The 12,941-nt window shown below is 68.9% G+C and carries 9 protein-coding genes; 3 read left to right on the top strand and 6 right to left on the bottom strand.

Translation table 11 applies throughout. The features are described from left to right. Window positions 1–463 (bottom strand): DUF1841 family protein (locus JMF86_RS11595; protein WP_231691690.1); only part of this gene is annotated, 463 nt, incomplete at its 3' end. Between the two features lie 179 nt (window positions 464–642). Here JMF86_RS11595 and JMF86_RS11590 point away from each other — a divergent pair. Continuing rightward, window positions 643–1,572, top strand: coding sequence for a DMT family transporter (locus JMF86_RS11590; RefSeq protein ID WP_011545870.1), 930 nt, complete (start codon window positions 643–645; stop codon window positions 1,570–1,572). Between the two features lie 60 nt (window positions 1,573–1,632). Here the strand turns inward: JMF86_RS11590 and nth are convergent, their stop codons facing one another. Both nth and rsxB read right to left on the bottom strand, forming a co-directional pair. Further along, window positions 1,633–2,277 carry an endonuclease III gene (gene nth, locus JMF86_RS11585; RefSeq protein ID WP_006478196.1) on the bottom strand — a complete coding sequence of 215 codons (645 nt, stop codon included), beginning with the start codon at window positions 2,275–2,277 and terminating at the stop codon, window positions 1,633–1,635. Further along, a complete protein-coding gene (gene rsxB, locus JMF86_RS11580) occupies window positions 2,274–3,191 on the bottom strand; it encodes an electron transport complex subunit RsxB (RefSeq protein WP_374039654.1) in 918 nt (305 codons plus the stop codon). The genes nth and rsxB overlap by 4 nt, the downstream gene beginning before the upstream one ends. Window positions 3,192–3,458: 267 nt before the next feature. Between rsxB and JMF86_RS11575 the strand changes: the two genes are divergently transcribed. Next, a complete protein-coding gene (locus JMF86_RS11575; protein ID WP_006478198.1) occupies window positions 3,459–4,091 on the top strand; it encodes a TetR family transcriptional regulator in 633 nt (210 codons plus the stop codon). Window positions 4,092–4,201: 110 nt separating this feature from the next. On the opposite strand, the gene JMF86_RS11570 is transcribed toward JMF86_RS11575, so the two are convergent. Both JMF86_RS11570 and JMF86_RS11565 read right to left on the bottom strand, forming a co-directional pair. Then, the gene (locus tag JMF86_RS11570; protein ID WP_011545868.1) at window positions 4,202–5,692 is read right to left on the bottom strand and encodes a polyhydroxyalkanoate depolymerase; all 1,491 of its coding nucleotides are present in this window, start codon (window positions 5,690–5,692) and stop codon (window positions 4,202–4,204) included. Between the two features lie 211 nt (window positions 5,693–5,903). Further along, window positions 5,904–7,733 carry a glycoside hydrolase family 15 protein gene (locus tag JMF86_RS11565; RefSeq protein WP_006478200.1) on the bottom strand — a complete coding sequence of 610 codons (1,830 nt, stop codon included), beginning with the start codon at window positions 7,731–7,733 and terminating at the stop codon, window positions 5,904–5,906. 167 nt (window positions 7,734–7,900) lie between these two features. Between JMF86_RS11565 and JMF86_RS11560 the strand changes: the two genes are divergently transcribed. Continuing rightward, a complete protein-coding gene (locus JMF86_RS11560; protein WP_011545866.1) occupies window positions 7,901–9,148 on the top strand; it encodes a lactonase family protein in 1,248 nt (415 codons plus the stop codon). A gap of 120 nt (window positions 9,149–9,268) precedes the next feature. On the opposite strand, the gene JMF86_RS35355 is transcribed toward JMF86_RS11560, so the two are convergent. Then, on the bottom strand, window positions 9,269–12,941 hold a 3,673-nt coding region (locus JMF86_RS35355; RefSeq protein WP_236593012.1), incomplete at its 5' end, for a DNA translocase FtsK.

The following is a 12,941-nucleotide window of genomic DNA, read 5'->3' as shown; positions in this document are numbered from 1 at the left end:
CGCGCGACGCGCGGCGCAGGATGCGCTGCAGGTACGCGTCGGTATCGGGCGGCGTGTTGGTGCGCTGCGCTTCCCAGATCGTCTCGCCGAGGCATTCCATGATCGCGTGCTGCGCGTCGTGGGTCGAGTCGAGCTTCGCGGCCAGCTTGTCGTGCGCGGCGCGGATGCCGGGCGGCTGGTCGATCGACAACTGCTCGCTGATCGCGAGGTGCATCGACAGGTGCAGGAACGGGTTGGTGCGGCCTTCCTCGGGCGTGTAGTTGCGCGCCGCCGCGCCGTCGGCATCGGCCAGTTCGTCGTGGTACTCGGGATGCTCGACGATCCAGTCGGCCGCGATCGCTTCCAGCGGCGTGAGGATCTCGCCCGCGCGCTGCTTGCGCCAGGTCTCGGTGAAAAAGCGACGCACGTCGTCGCGGCTTGGATTGAACATGGTGGGGAAACGTCGTGATTCGGATGGCATCATGCCGCGTCGGGCATTGTACGCCGGCGCGACGGACGGCGCTGGCGCCGGCCCCCGGGAGCGGTCGGCGCGGAACGCGCGGCCGCCCGCCGCGCAACGGGTAAGCGCGGGCTAGGCTCGGCGCCGCCGCGCCGCTACACTCCGACGATTCCCGTCACGGCGCCCCGTTCGCCCGTTTCATCATGACCGCCACCGTTCGCTCATCGTCCGCCGCCCTGCAGGGCGCGTTCTACGTCGCGTTGTCCGCCGCCGCGTTCGGCGCGATGGCGATTTTCGGCCGCTATGCGTATGCGGCCGGCGTCGACGTGCTCGGGCTGCTGATCGTGCGCTTCGCGATCGGCGGCGCGGTGCTCGCGGCGATCGCACGGCACCGCCGCGTCGCCTGGCCGCGCGGCCGGGCGCTCGCGCCGCTGGTGGCGATGGGCGCGCTCGGCTACGTCGGGCAGTCGTTCTGCTATTTCAGCGCGCTGCAGCACGCGCAGGCGAGTCTCGTCGCGCTGCTGCTGTACCTGTACCCGGCGTTCGTCACGCTGCTCGCCGCGTGGTGGCTCGGCGAGCGCCTGACACGGGCGAAGGCCGTCGCGCTGGTGCTGTGCGTCGCGGGTTCGGCGCTGATGGTCGGCGGCGGGCACGGCGAGCCGCTCGGGATCGCGCTGGCGCTGGCCGCCGCGGTGATCTACTCGCTGTATATCGTCGGCGGCACGAAGGCGACGCGCGGCGTCGATCCCCTCGCGACCACCGCGATCATCTGCCTGTCGGCCACCGCGACGCTCGTCGCGATCGCCGTCGTGCGAACGGCGGGGTTCGGCGCGCCGCCGCGCTGGCCCGCGACGGCCGGCGGCTGGGCGTCGATGCTCGCGATCGCGCTGGTGTCGACGGTCGCGGCCATGCTTGCGTTCTTCGCCGGGCTCGAGCGGCTCGGGGCCGCGCGCACGTCGATGCTGTCGACGCTCGAACCGGTCGTGACGGTCGCGCTCGCGGCGCTGCTGTTCGGGGAAGCATTGTCGCCGCTGCAGTGGGCGGGTGGCGTCGCGATTCTGGCGGCCGTGCTGGCGCTCGTGCGCGCGGGCGGCGCGGCCGCCGACGACGCGACGGCGACATCCAACGCGTAAGCGGGGAAGGGAGCGGGCGTCGCGACGGCGCCTGCGGAACTCGCCCGCGCTGCCTGGCGCTTATTCGTTCGGCGGCGGCGTCTTCGGCCGGAACTCGCACAGCGGCTCGATCGCGCAGTGCCAGCATTCGGGCCGGCGGGCCTTGCACACGTAACGCCCGTGCAGGATCAGCCAGTGATGCGCATCCTGCAGGAATTCCTTCGGCGTGAACTTCTCGAGTGCGGCCTCGACGGCCCGCACGTCCTTGCCCGGCGCGAGCCCGGTGCGATTCGCGACGCGGAAGATATGCGTGTCGACCGCGATCGTCGGCTGGCCGAACGCGGTGTTCAGCACGACGTTCGCGGTCTTGCGGCCGACGCCCGGCAAGCCTTCGAGCGCTTCCCGATCGGCCGGCACCTCGCCGTCGTAGCGCTCGAGCAGGATTCGGCACGTCGCGACCACGTTCTTCGCCTTGGTGCGATAGAGGCCGATCGTCTTGATGTACTCGGTGACGCCTTCCTCGCCAAGCGCGACGATTTGTCGCGGGGTATTCGCGACCGGAAACATTTTCCGCATCGCCTTGTTGACCGACACGTCGGTCGCCTGCGCGGACAGCATCACGGCGATCAGCAGCTCGAACGGCGTCGAATATTCGAGCTCGGTGGTCGGATGCGGATTGAGGCTCTGCAGCGTTTCGTAGATCGCGCGTCGTTTGCTGGCGTTCATGGAGCGTTCTGGTCGGGCGGCGCGGACGGGCCGTCCGGATCGTCGTTGCCTGCGTCGTTGTCGTGGTCGTTGCTGCCCGATGCGGCTTCGGCATCGCGCTGCGCCTGCTGTTCGGCGAGCCGCTTGCGACGGGCCTCGGCCGCATCGATCTGCGCCTGGACGGCCGCGCTCACGCCTTCGGTATTCTTCGGCCCGGCGCCTTGCCCGGACAGTTCTTCCTTCTTCTTGCGCGCGCGTTCGAGTGCGGCGGCGATGATTGCGCGTTTCTTCGCTTCGGCGTCGTCGGCGGCCGGCGCGGCGGCCGGCGTGTCCGGCTGCGAACCGGGCTGCGCTGCAGAGGGCTCCGCAACCGGCTTGGCGGCACTGGCCGCGCGGCGGGCGGCAGCACGCGCGTCGGCGGCCTCGCGCTCGCGGCGCTCGCGCGCGAGCCGCAGGTCGTGGCGTTCGCGCGCGGCGTCGGCCTGTTCCTGCGACCACGCATCCCAACCCGTGCGATCGCCGGTCACCGGCAGCATCGCGATGCAGTCGACCGGGCACGGCGGGATGCACAGGTCGCAGCCCGTGCACAGCGACGCGACGATCGTGTGCATCTGCTTCGGCGCGCCGACGATCGCGTCGACCGGGCACGCCTGCATGCACAGCGTGCAGCCGATGCACAGGTTTTCGTCGATGAACGCGACCGCGCGCGGATGCTCGCTGCCGTTGACGGGGTTCAGCGGAATTACCGGCTTGCCGAGCAGGTTCGCGAGGCGCGCGATGCCTTCGGCGCCGCCGGGCGGGCACTGGTTGTAGTTCGCGTCGCCGGCGGCGATCGCCTCGGCGTACGGACGGCAGCCGTTATAGCCGCACTTCGTGCATTGCGTCTGGGGAAGCAGATCTTCGATGCGATCCGCGAGTGTTTTGGAGTCGGTCACGGTGACAACAGGCTGACAACGGGCGCAGCGGCGCCGAATGGCTCTCGGTCGGCCGCGCCGGGCGCGGCCGGAAAGGTTGGCCAAAGCTCGATTATCGCCGATTTCCCGCATTGCGCCGGACGCCGTCTATGCGCATAATCGAACCGCTTTTTTGCAGGGGCTCAGCAGGAGGGCGGCCGCCCGCGGCGCGCCCGTTCCAGGGCGGCCGGCGCCGAGGCGGTGGGGGTGTCGGTCCGAATCAAGCGGCTCACATAGCAAAGCGCCACCATGAATCAGCCAAAAATCAAAAGAGATCCTGAAGGTACGCGCCGCCGCATCCTGATGGCGGCAGCCGAAGAGTTCGCGAATGGAGGGCTGTTCGGCGCGCGCGTCGACCAGATCGCGCGCCGGGCCGAAACGAACGAGCGCATGCTCTATTACTACTTCGGCAGCAAGGAGCAGCTGTTCACGGCGGTGCTCGAACACGCGTTCTCCGCGCTGACCGAGGCCGAGCGCGTGCTGGATCTCGACGGCGTCGCGCCGGTCGAAGCCGTCACGCGGCTCGCGCATTTCGTTTGGGACTACTACCGCGACCATCCGGAGCTGCTCAGGCTCATCAACAACGAGAACCTGCACGAAGCGCGCTATCTGCACAAGTCGACGCGGATCCGCGAGATGATGTCGCCGATCGTCGCGAAGCTCGGCAACGTGCTGATGCGCGGCCAGAAGGCCGGGCTGTTCCGCGGCGACGTCGATCCGCTGCGCTTCTACGTGACGTTGTCCGGGCTCGGCTACTACATCGTGTCGAACCGCTTCACGCTCGCCGCGACGCTCGGCCGCGACTTCACCGACACCGACGAGCGCGCGGAGATGGTCCGGATGAACACTGAGGTGCTGCTCGCTTATCTGCTGCGGCGCTGACGCGACGAACGGACGAGCCGATGAGCTGCCCGCTCGCGGCCGCTGCCGAAATAAAAAACGCCGCCGTTGCGTCAAGCAACGGCGGCGTTTTTGCGTCGGAACGCGGCGCGTCAGGCGGCCTTGCGGACCCGCGCGGCTTTTGCGCGCGGGCTGCCAGCCGTGCGTTTCGCGGCGGGCGCGGCCTTCGCGGCGGGCGTCCTGGCGGGCGCGACCGTCACGGCCGGCGCCTTCGCGCGCGTGCGTTTCGCGGCGGTGGCGCGCACCGCGGTTTCCGGCTCCGGCTTGGCGGCCGGCACGACGCCGATCGCGGTTGCATCCTGGGCATCGACGGGCAACTTCGTCGCGCCGGGCTTGGGCTCCAGCGCATGGTCGCGAATGAAGTCGCGCAGTTGCGGATAGATGATCGTGCGCCAGCGACGGCCCGAGAAGATCCCGTAGTGGCCGCATTTCTCGGCGGTCAGGCTGCGGCGATCGTCTTGCGGAATGCCCGTGCACAGCTCGTGCGCGACGTGCGTCTGGCCGCTGCCCGAGATGTCGTCGAGTTCGCCCTCGATCGTCATCAGCGCGGTGTGCTTGATGTCCTGCGGCCGCACGCGCTCGCCTTCGACGTCCCACGTGCCTTCCGCGAGCCGGAATTCCTGGAACACGACGCGGATCGTCTCGAGGTAATACTCGGCGGCCATGTCCAGCACCGCGTTGTACTCGTCGTAGAAGCGGCGGTGCGCTTCGGCGTCGTCCTCGTCGCCGCGCAGCAGGCTCTGGTAAAAATCCCAGTGCGATTGTGCGTGCCGCTCCGGGTTCATCGCGACGAAGCCGGTGTGCTGCAGGAAGCCCGGATACACCTGGCGGCCTTCGCCCGGATAGTTCGCGGGCACCGTGTGGATCACGTTGTTCTCGAACCACGCGGTCGAATGCTGCGTGGCGAGCGAGTTCACCGACGTCGGGCTGCGGCGCGCGTCGATCGGGCCGCCCATCATCGTCATCGTGAGCGGCGTGTCCTCGCCGCGGCTCGCCATCAGCGAGATCGCCGCGAGCACCGGCACCGTCGGCTGGCATACCGAGATCACGTGCAGGTTGCGCGCGCCGATGTGACGGATGAATTCCTGGATGTACGCGATGTAGTCGTGCAGGTGGAACGGGCCCGTCTCGACCGGCACCATCCGCGCGTCGATCCAGTCGGTGATGTAGACCTTGTGATCCTGCAGCAGCGTGCGTACGGTGTCGCGCAGCAGCGTCGAGTGGTGGCCCGACAGCGGCGCGCAGACCAGCACGACCGGCTCGTCCTTCAGTTGCGTGACGGCGTCGGCGTCGTCCGAATAGCGCTTGAAGCGCAGCAGGCGGCAGAACGGCTTCTCGATGATCGTCTGCTCGACGATCGGGATGTTGTGGCCGTCCTTGACGATCTGATGAATGTTGAATTCCGGCTTCTCGTAATCCTTGCCGAGCCGATACATCAGCTCATAGGCAGCCGCCATCCGCGGGGCACCGGGCATCAGCGAGAACGGGCTGGACGGATTCGCGAACGACTTCGAGGCGGCCTGGGCCCAGGCCGTGAGCGGGCTCAGCATCGCCCGCTGGAATTCGTGCAGTTGGTAAAGCATGCAGGCTACTCCCGCGTGGGGGACGGTGCGCAAGGGCGGCGTGAGGCGTCGCGGCGTGCCGTGTGGGTCAGCGACCGGCCATGTTGCATTGCAGCCGGACAATCTCGCCGATCATATCGGACAACGATCGGTGGTGCAATGCAACATTTCCCCGGGTTTTCATCAAAGTGTTGCGATTTGACGATCTCTGAACAAGGCCCGCGCGCGCCGTTCAGCGGCCCGTAGCCACGGCCGGCGCGGGCTGGCCGGCCGCGCGCGCCATCGCGTCTTCATGGTGCATCAGGTTCATCGCGGTGTGCACGAGCGCCACGTGCGAGAACGCCTGCGGGAAGTTGCCGACGAGCCGCCCGGCGACCGGGTCGTATTCCTCCGCGAGCAGCCCGAGGTCGTTCGACAGCGCGAGCAGGCGGCTGAAGAGCCGATGCGCGTCGTCGATCCGGCCGAGCAGCGCATAGCTGTCGACCAGCCAGAAGCTGCACGCGAGAAACGTGCCTTCGCCCGGCGGCAGGCCGTCGTCGTATTCGGTCGTGCGGTAGCGCATCACGAGCCCGTCGTGCAGCAATTCCCGTTCGATCGCCTCGACCGTGCCGACGATGCGCGGGTCTTCCGGCGGCAGGAAGCCGAGCTGCGGCAGCAGCAGCACGCTTGCGTCGAGCTCGTCGCTGCCGTAGCTCTGCGCGAACGCCTGCTTGCCTTCGTGCCATGCGTTGGCGCAGACGTCCGCATGGATCTGCTCGCGCAGCGCGCGCCAGCGGTCGAGCGAGCCGGGCAGCCGGAACATCTCCGCCGACTTGATCGCGCGGTCGAACGCGACCCACGCCATCACCTTCGAGAACGTGAAATGGCGACGGCCGCCGCGCGTTTCCCAGATGCCTTCGTCGGGTTCCTGCCAGATCTTCTCGAGGTGATCGAGCAGCGCGCACTGCACGGACCAGACCGTGTCGTCGGCCTGCAGGCCGCCCACGCGCGCAAGGTGCAGCGCGGCCATCACCTCGCCGAACACGTCGAGCTGGAGCTGGTTCGCGGCGCCGTTGCCGACGCGCACCGGCAGCGAGTCCTGGTAGCCGGGCAGCCAGTCGAGCTCCATTTCCGGCAGCCGGCGCTCGCCGGCGATTCCGTACATGATCTGGATCTGCTCGGGCGAGCCGGCCATCACGCGGCCGAGCCACGTGCGCCACGCACGCGCCTCGTCGTAGTAGCCGCCGCGCATCAGCGCGAGCAGCGTGATCGTCGCGTCGCGCAGCCAGCAGTAGCGGTAGTCCCAGTTGCGGTTGCCGCCGATCTTCTCCGGCAGCGACGTGGTCGGCGCGGCGACGATGCCGCCGGTCGGCTCGTACGCGAGCGCCTTCAGCGTGATCAGCGAGCGGCGCACGGCGGCCGCGTAGCGGCCCTGCACCTGACAGCGGCCCGACCATTCGAGCCAGTAGTTCTCGGTGCGCGCGAGCATCGACAGCGGATCGCGCGCGGGCGGCAGCCGCATGTGCGACGCCGCGTAGCCGAGCGAGAACGGCACGCGCTCGTCGGCGCCGACCGTGAATTCCGCGAGCGTGTGGAGGTTCTTGCCGGTGAGCGGCACCGGCGTGCGCAGCACGACGGTATCGGGGCCGGCGATGGCCTTCATGCCGTCCTCGCGGGTCAGTTGCGTGACCCACGGAATCGAGAAACCGTAGTCGAAGCGCAACACGAGTTCCATGCGCATCTTCATCTTGCCGTGGCGGCCGACGACGATCCGCACCAGTTCGGACCAGCCGTTGCCGGGCGGCATGAAGTCGATCACGGTGACGGCGCCGTCGGCGCTTTCGTAATCGGTCTCGAGAATCAGCGTGTCGCCGCGATAGCGGCGGGTCGTGTGCGTGATCGCGGCGTCGGCGGCCGGAGCAAGCAACCAGCGGCCGTGCTCGGGCGTGCCGAGCAGCGCCGCGAAGCAGGCGCCCGAATCGAAGCGGGGCCAGCACAGCCAGTCGACGGAGCCGTCTTTTGCGATCAGCGCGGCCGTGTGGCCGTCGCCGACGAGGGCGTAGTCTTCGATCAGGGCGGGCATGGGCAGGCGATCCTTGGGTATTCGAGTTTCACAATGCGGACGTCGACGCCCTCGACTTCACGCGCGGGCGCCGCGCCCCGTATACTCGGCCGGGCGGCGGAGCGCGTGAACGGCCGGCGTTTCGTCCTATCTCAACACTTGAAGCGACTCGATGCAAGGAGGATTCAATGCCCAACCGTTTACGCGAGCGTGACGCACGCGCTTCGACACGAGGGTTCCCGCTTAGGTTCGCTCACTGGATGAAAGGTTTCGCGATCGTGCTTTCCCTGTCCGCGACCCACGCATTCGCGCAGCAATCGTCCGCCCCGGCCGACGGCGTCTACAACCTGCTCGTCGGCACCTATACGGGCGGCGGCAGCGACGGGATTTACGTTTACCGCTTCGATACCAAGAGCGGCAGCGTCGCGCCGGTGTCGTCGGCGAAGACCGTGAATCCGTCGTACCTGTTGCCGAGCCGCGACGGTCGCACCGTCTACGCGGTCAACGAACTGCCCGGCGACGACGGGCCGGCGACGCAGCGCGGCGGCGTGAGCGCGTTCCGCTTCGACGCGAAGACGGGCGCGCTGAGCTTCATCGACCGCGTATCGTCGGAAGGGAACGATCCGTGCTATCTCGCGCTGTCGCCGGACGGCAAGTACCTCGTCACCGCCAACTACTCGGTCGCGGCCGACCCGGGCGGCAGCTTCGCGGTGCTTCCGCTGCGCGACGACGGCGCGGTCGGTCAGGCAGTGCTGACGGTCCACCACGAAGGCACCGGGCCGGTGAAGGGCCGCCAGGACGGCGCGCACGTGCATTCGACGGTGTTTTCGCCGGACGGCCGCTATCTGTTCGTGCAGGATCTCGGCGCGGACAAGATCTACGGCTACCGCTACACGGTGGACGGCAGCCGCGGGCTGATCAGCCCGACCGACACGCGCTACACGCCGGTGAAGGCGGGCTCGGGCCCGCGTCACATGGTGTTCAGCGCCGACGGCCGGTTCGCGTACGTGACGAGCGAACTCAACGCGTCGGTCGAGGTGTTCGGCTATCACGACGGCAAGCTGACGCCGATCGAGACGCTGCCGATGACGGCGCCCGGCTTCAAGGGCAAGGTCGGCGGCGGCGCGATCCACCTGTCGCCGGACGGCCGCTTCCTGTACGCGAGCAACCGCGGCGACGCGAACGACCTCGTGATCTACGCGGTGAACAAGGCCGACGGCCGGCTGAAGCACGTCGGCCGCCAGTCGAGCCTCGGCAAGACGCCGCGCGAGTTCCTGATCGATCCGACCGGCAAGTGGCTGATCGTCGGCAACCAGGACAGCGACACGTTCTACGTGTTCAGTCGCGATGTCGAAACGGGGCAGCTCGGCGCGAATCCGCAGAAGATCGCGGTCGGCAAGCCGGTCGATTTCAAGCTGGTGCCGGTCGCCCAGTAAATCGCGGGGATTCCCGGCTGATGCAAGAAGGGCGCTGCCGATGCAGCGCCCTTCGTATTTCAGGCAGTCGGTTTCACGACGCGCCCATGTCGATGAACGGCGGCCGGCGGGCCGCCTGCCTCAGTCGGCCGCAGCCGGCACGAGCACCTCGCGGCTGCCGTTGATGCCCATCGCCGACACGAGGCCGGCCGCCTCCATCTGCTCGACGAGCCGCGCCGCGCGGTTGTAGCCGATGCGCAACTGCCGCTGCACCGACGAGATCGACGCGCGCCGCGTGCGCACGACGAACGCGACGGCTTCGTCGTACAGCGGATCGGCTTCCGCGTCCGGCGCGTCGCCGAACAGGTCCTGCGTCGCGCCGTCGGCGGCCGGGCCGTCGAGGATGCCTTCCTCGTATTGCGGCTCGCCGAACTGCTTCAGGTACTCGACGATCCGGTGCACTTCCTCGTCGGCGACGAACGCGCCGTGCACGCGCTGCGGATAACCGGTGCCCGGCGGCAGGAACAGCATGTCGCCCATCCCGAGCAGCGACTCCGCGCCCATCTGGTCGAGGATCGTGCGCGAATCGATCTTCGACGATACCTGGAACGCGACGCGCGTCGGGATGTTCGCCTTGATGAGGCCGGTGATCACGTCGACGGACGGCCGCTGCGTCGCGAGGATCAGGTGGATGCCGGCCGCGCGCGCCTTCTGCGCGAGGCGGGCGATCAGTTCCTCGATCTTCTTGCCGGCGACCATCATCAGGTCGGCCAGCTCGTCGATCACGACGACGATCAGCGGCAGCGTCGACAGCGGCTCCGGATCCTCGGGCGTCAGCGAGAACGGGTTGCCGATCTTCTTTTCCTTCGCTTCCGCGTCGCGGATCTTCTGGTTGAAGCCCGCGAGGTTGCGCACGCCGACGGCCGACATCAGCCGGTAGCGCTTCTCCATTTCGCCGACGCACCAGTTCAGCGCGTTCGCCGCGAGCTTCATGTCGGTGACGACCGGCGCGAGCAGATGCGGGATGCCTTCGTAGACCGACAGCTCGAGCATCTTCGGGTCGATCATGATGAGCCGCACGTCTTCCGGCGTCGCCTTGTACAGCAGCGACAGGATCATCGCGTTGATCGCGACCGACTTGCCCGAACCCGTCGTGCCGGCCACGAGCATGTGCGGCGCCTTCGCGAGATCGGTGACGACCGGGTGGCCGGTGATGTCCTTGCCCATCGCGATCGTCAGTTGCGACGGCGAATGCTGGTATTCGCGTGCGGCAAGAATTTCCGACAGGCGGATCATCTGGCGCTTCGCGTTCGGCAGTTCGAGGCCCATGCAGGTCTTGCCGGGGATCGTCTCGACGACGCGGATCGACGTGAGGCCGAGGCCGCGCGACAAGTCCTTCATCAGGCCGACGATCTGGCTGCCGCGCACGCCGAGCGCGGGTTCGATCTCGAAGCGCGTGATCACGGGGCCAGCCGACGCGCCGACCACCGTCACCGGCACCTTGAATTCCTGCAGCCGCTGTTCGATCACCTGCGCGGTTTGCGCGAGGTGTTCGTCGGTGATCATTTCGACGTCGTCGGACGCGGGCTCGAGCAGGTCGAGCGTCGGCAGTTCGACGTTGAACGACGCGGGTGCGTGGAATTCGAACGCGTTCGGGCGCGGCGGGCGGGCTGGGGTATCGGCTTGGGCGGGGCCGGTTGCCTCGATTGGATGGGAGGCCGGTGCGCCGATCGGCGGGGCTGCCGGCGATGGCGGCGCGGAAACGACGGTTGCCGGCGTGGTCGGCAGGTTCGCGCCGGGGACGGTTGCCGCTAGCGGTGCCGTGGTCGGTGCTGCCGTCACGTCATGCGACATGGACCAGCCCGACGATGAGACGGCAGGGGCGGGCGATGTCGTGAACGTCTGAGTCGCGGCCGGGGCGGCGGCTGGGACGGACGCGATCGACGGAGCCTGCGTCGCGGTGGCCGCCCCGATGGACGTCAGCGGCCCGGCCGCGGCGACAGGCGCGCTGGCGATCGGGTGCGCTGGCGTGGCGGCGTCCGTGGTCGTCGGCGCGAGCGCGCTGAAGGACGTGAAGGACGTCGACGTCGCGGCGGACGCGGTTGGTGATACGGGCAGGCTGATTGGCGGCTGCGGAGCGACCGCGCCCGATGCGCTGAATGGAGCGAAGGTCGTCGTACCGGTCGACGTGGCTGCTGTGTCGACAGGAAATGCCGATGCCGACGGGGACGACGGCGCGGCGATCGATGTGGACGTGAAAGTCGCGGGCATCGCGGTAGCCGGCACCGGCGTTACGGGCGCCTGCGCAGTCGAACCGAACGTCGAAACCGATGCGCCAGTCGTCGACGGCATCACGGCAGGCGCATCGGTCGATGCAGGCGTCGAGGCGCGGGAAAGCGAACCGTCAGTCAGGTCCGTGGCACCGGCCGGCGATGCCGACGCGACGGAAGTAACGGGTGGTGCCGAGGCGGCCGGTTGCGACGGCGAAGCGGACGCCGTGCCGGTTACGCCGACGGGCGAAACTGCGGTAGCGACGGGCGCGATGTTCGATGCGGAGGCCGGCGCGGATGCGTGTGCAGTCGAGCCATGAGCCGTGCCGGTCAGCGGCGATGCATTGACGGCCGAAGCCGCCGAGGTTGCGGCGAACGGCTGAACCGCCGGCGATTTCGGCGGTTCAGCGGCAACGGTCGTTTGTGTCGCTGCGGGCGGTATCGTCGGCGCGGTCCAATATGTAGCGGGCGTCGCGCGTTGAGCGACCGCCGACAGCGGTGCCGCGGGTTCCGCCGCCTCGACCGGCTTGACGGCGTCCGGCACGTGATTCGATACCGCCGGTGCCGATGTTGCCGCAATCGACGTGGTCCCCGAAGCTGCGCTCACGGACGTTCCCGCGAGCGACGAAGCGGGCAGGGCAGCGAACGGAACGATGCCGTCGGCAGGCTTCGCGGCGGCGTGCGGATCGGCAGCCCCTTGAGGCACGCGGGCCGAAGCGGCGCGATCGATTGCGGACGCCGGTTGCGCGTCGGCGTGGTCGTCGATATCGACGGAGCCGGTCGCTTTGCCGGTGTCGAGGTCGCGAACCGCTGCGTCGCCTCCTTGTGTGAAGGCTGAATGCGCGGATTGCGGTCCCGCGGTGACTGCCGGCGGCTCGGCGATCGGGTTTCCGGTCGACACGTCGAGCGCCGGAACCGGCGCGCTGACGACATCTTCCCAAGGCGCGACGTCGATGGGTGCGTCGATCGACGGTGCTGCGACCCCGAATGCCGGCGCGGCGGGCGTAGCGTCGACGTGACGGATTGCGTCGTCGGCGCGATGCGAGAACGCGGCATCGTCGATGGCGGTATTCGACCGTGCGTTCGGTTCAGCGTCACCGAATGCAGGAGGGGACAAATCGCCAACCGGAGCCTGCGCGATGCCGGACTGCGCCGGCATGAAGGCGTCGAGCACGATCGGCGCGTTGTCGTCGTATGCGGGCGCGGCATCGTGTTCAGCCGGAGCATTGGCGCCCTGGGCTGCGATGCCGTGCGTCGCGGAGCCGAACGCATTCGACACGGTCGCCGATGCCGGCGCGGCCACGCTGCCGGCTGCGGCGGCGACACCGGCCACGGCAGCGGCTGCTGCCGCCGTGTGCGCTGCATCGCCGGACGGCGTGCCGCCCAGCGACGCCCATTGCGCGGTGCTGGCCTCGATCGAACGCAGCGTGTCGTGAACGCTCGGTGCGGGCGTAATCGGCGCCGCCGGCTTCTCGTTCCACGCATAGAGCGGCGCGCGCGCCGGCGCGGGCGGCGCCGGGCGGCGTCGTGCCGCGTCCGTCGAC

Origin of the sequence: Burkholderia sp. E168m15 (genome assembly GCF_016586105.1) — a bacterium.
Taxonomy (GTDB): domain Bacteria; phylum Pseudomonadota; class Gammaproteobacteria; order Burkholderiales; family Burkholderiaceae; genus Burkholderia; species Burkholderia orbicola.
Note: the sequence above shows the minus strand (reverse complement) of the source record. Positions and strands in the feature narration are given on the sequence as shown.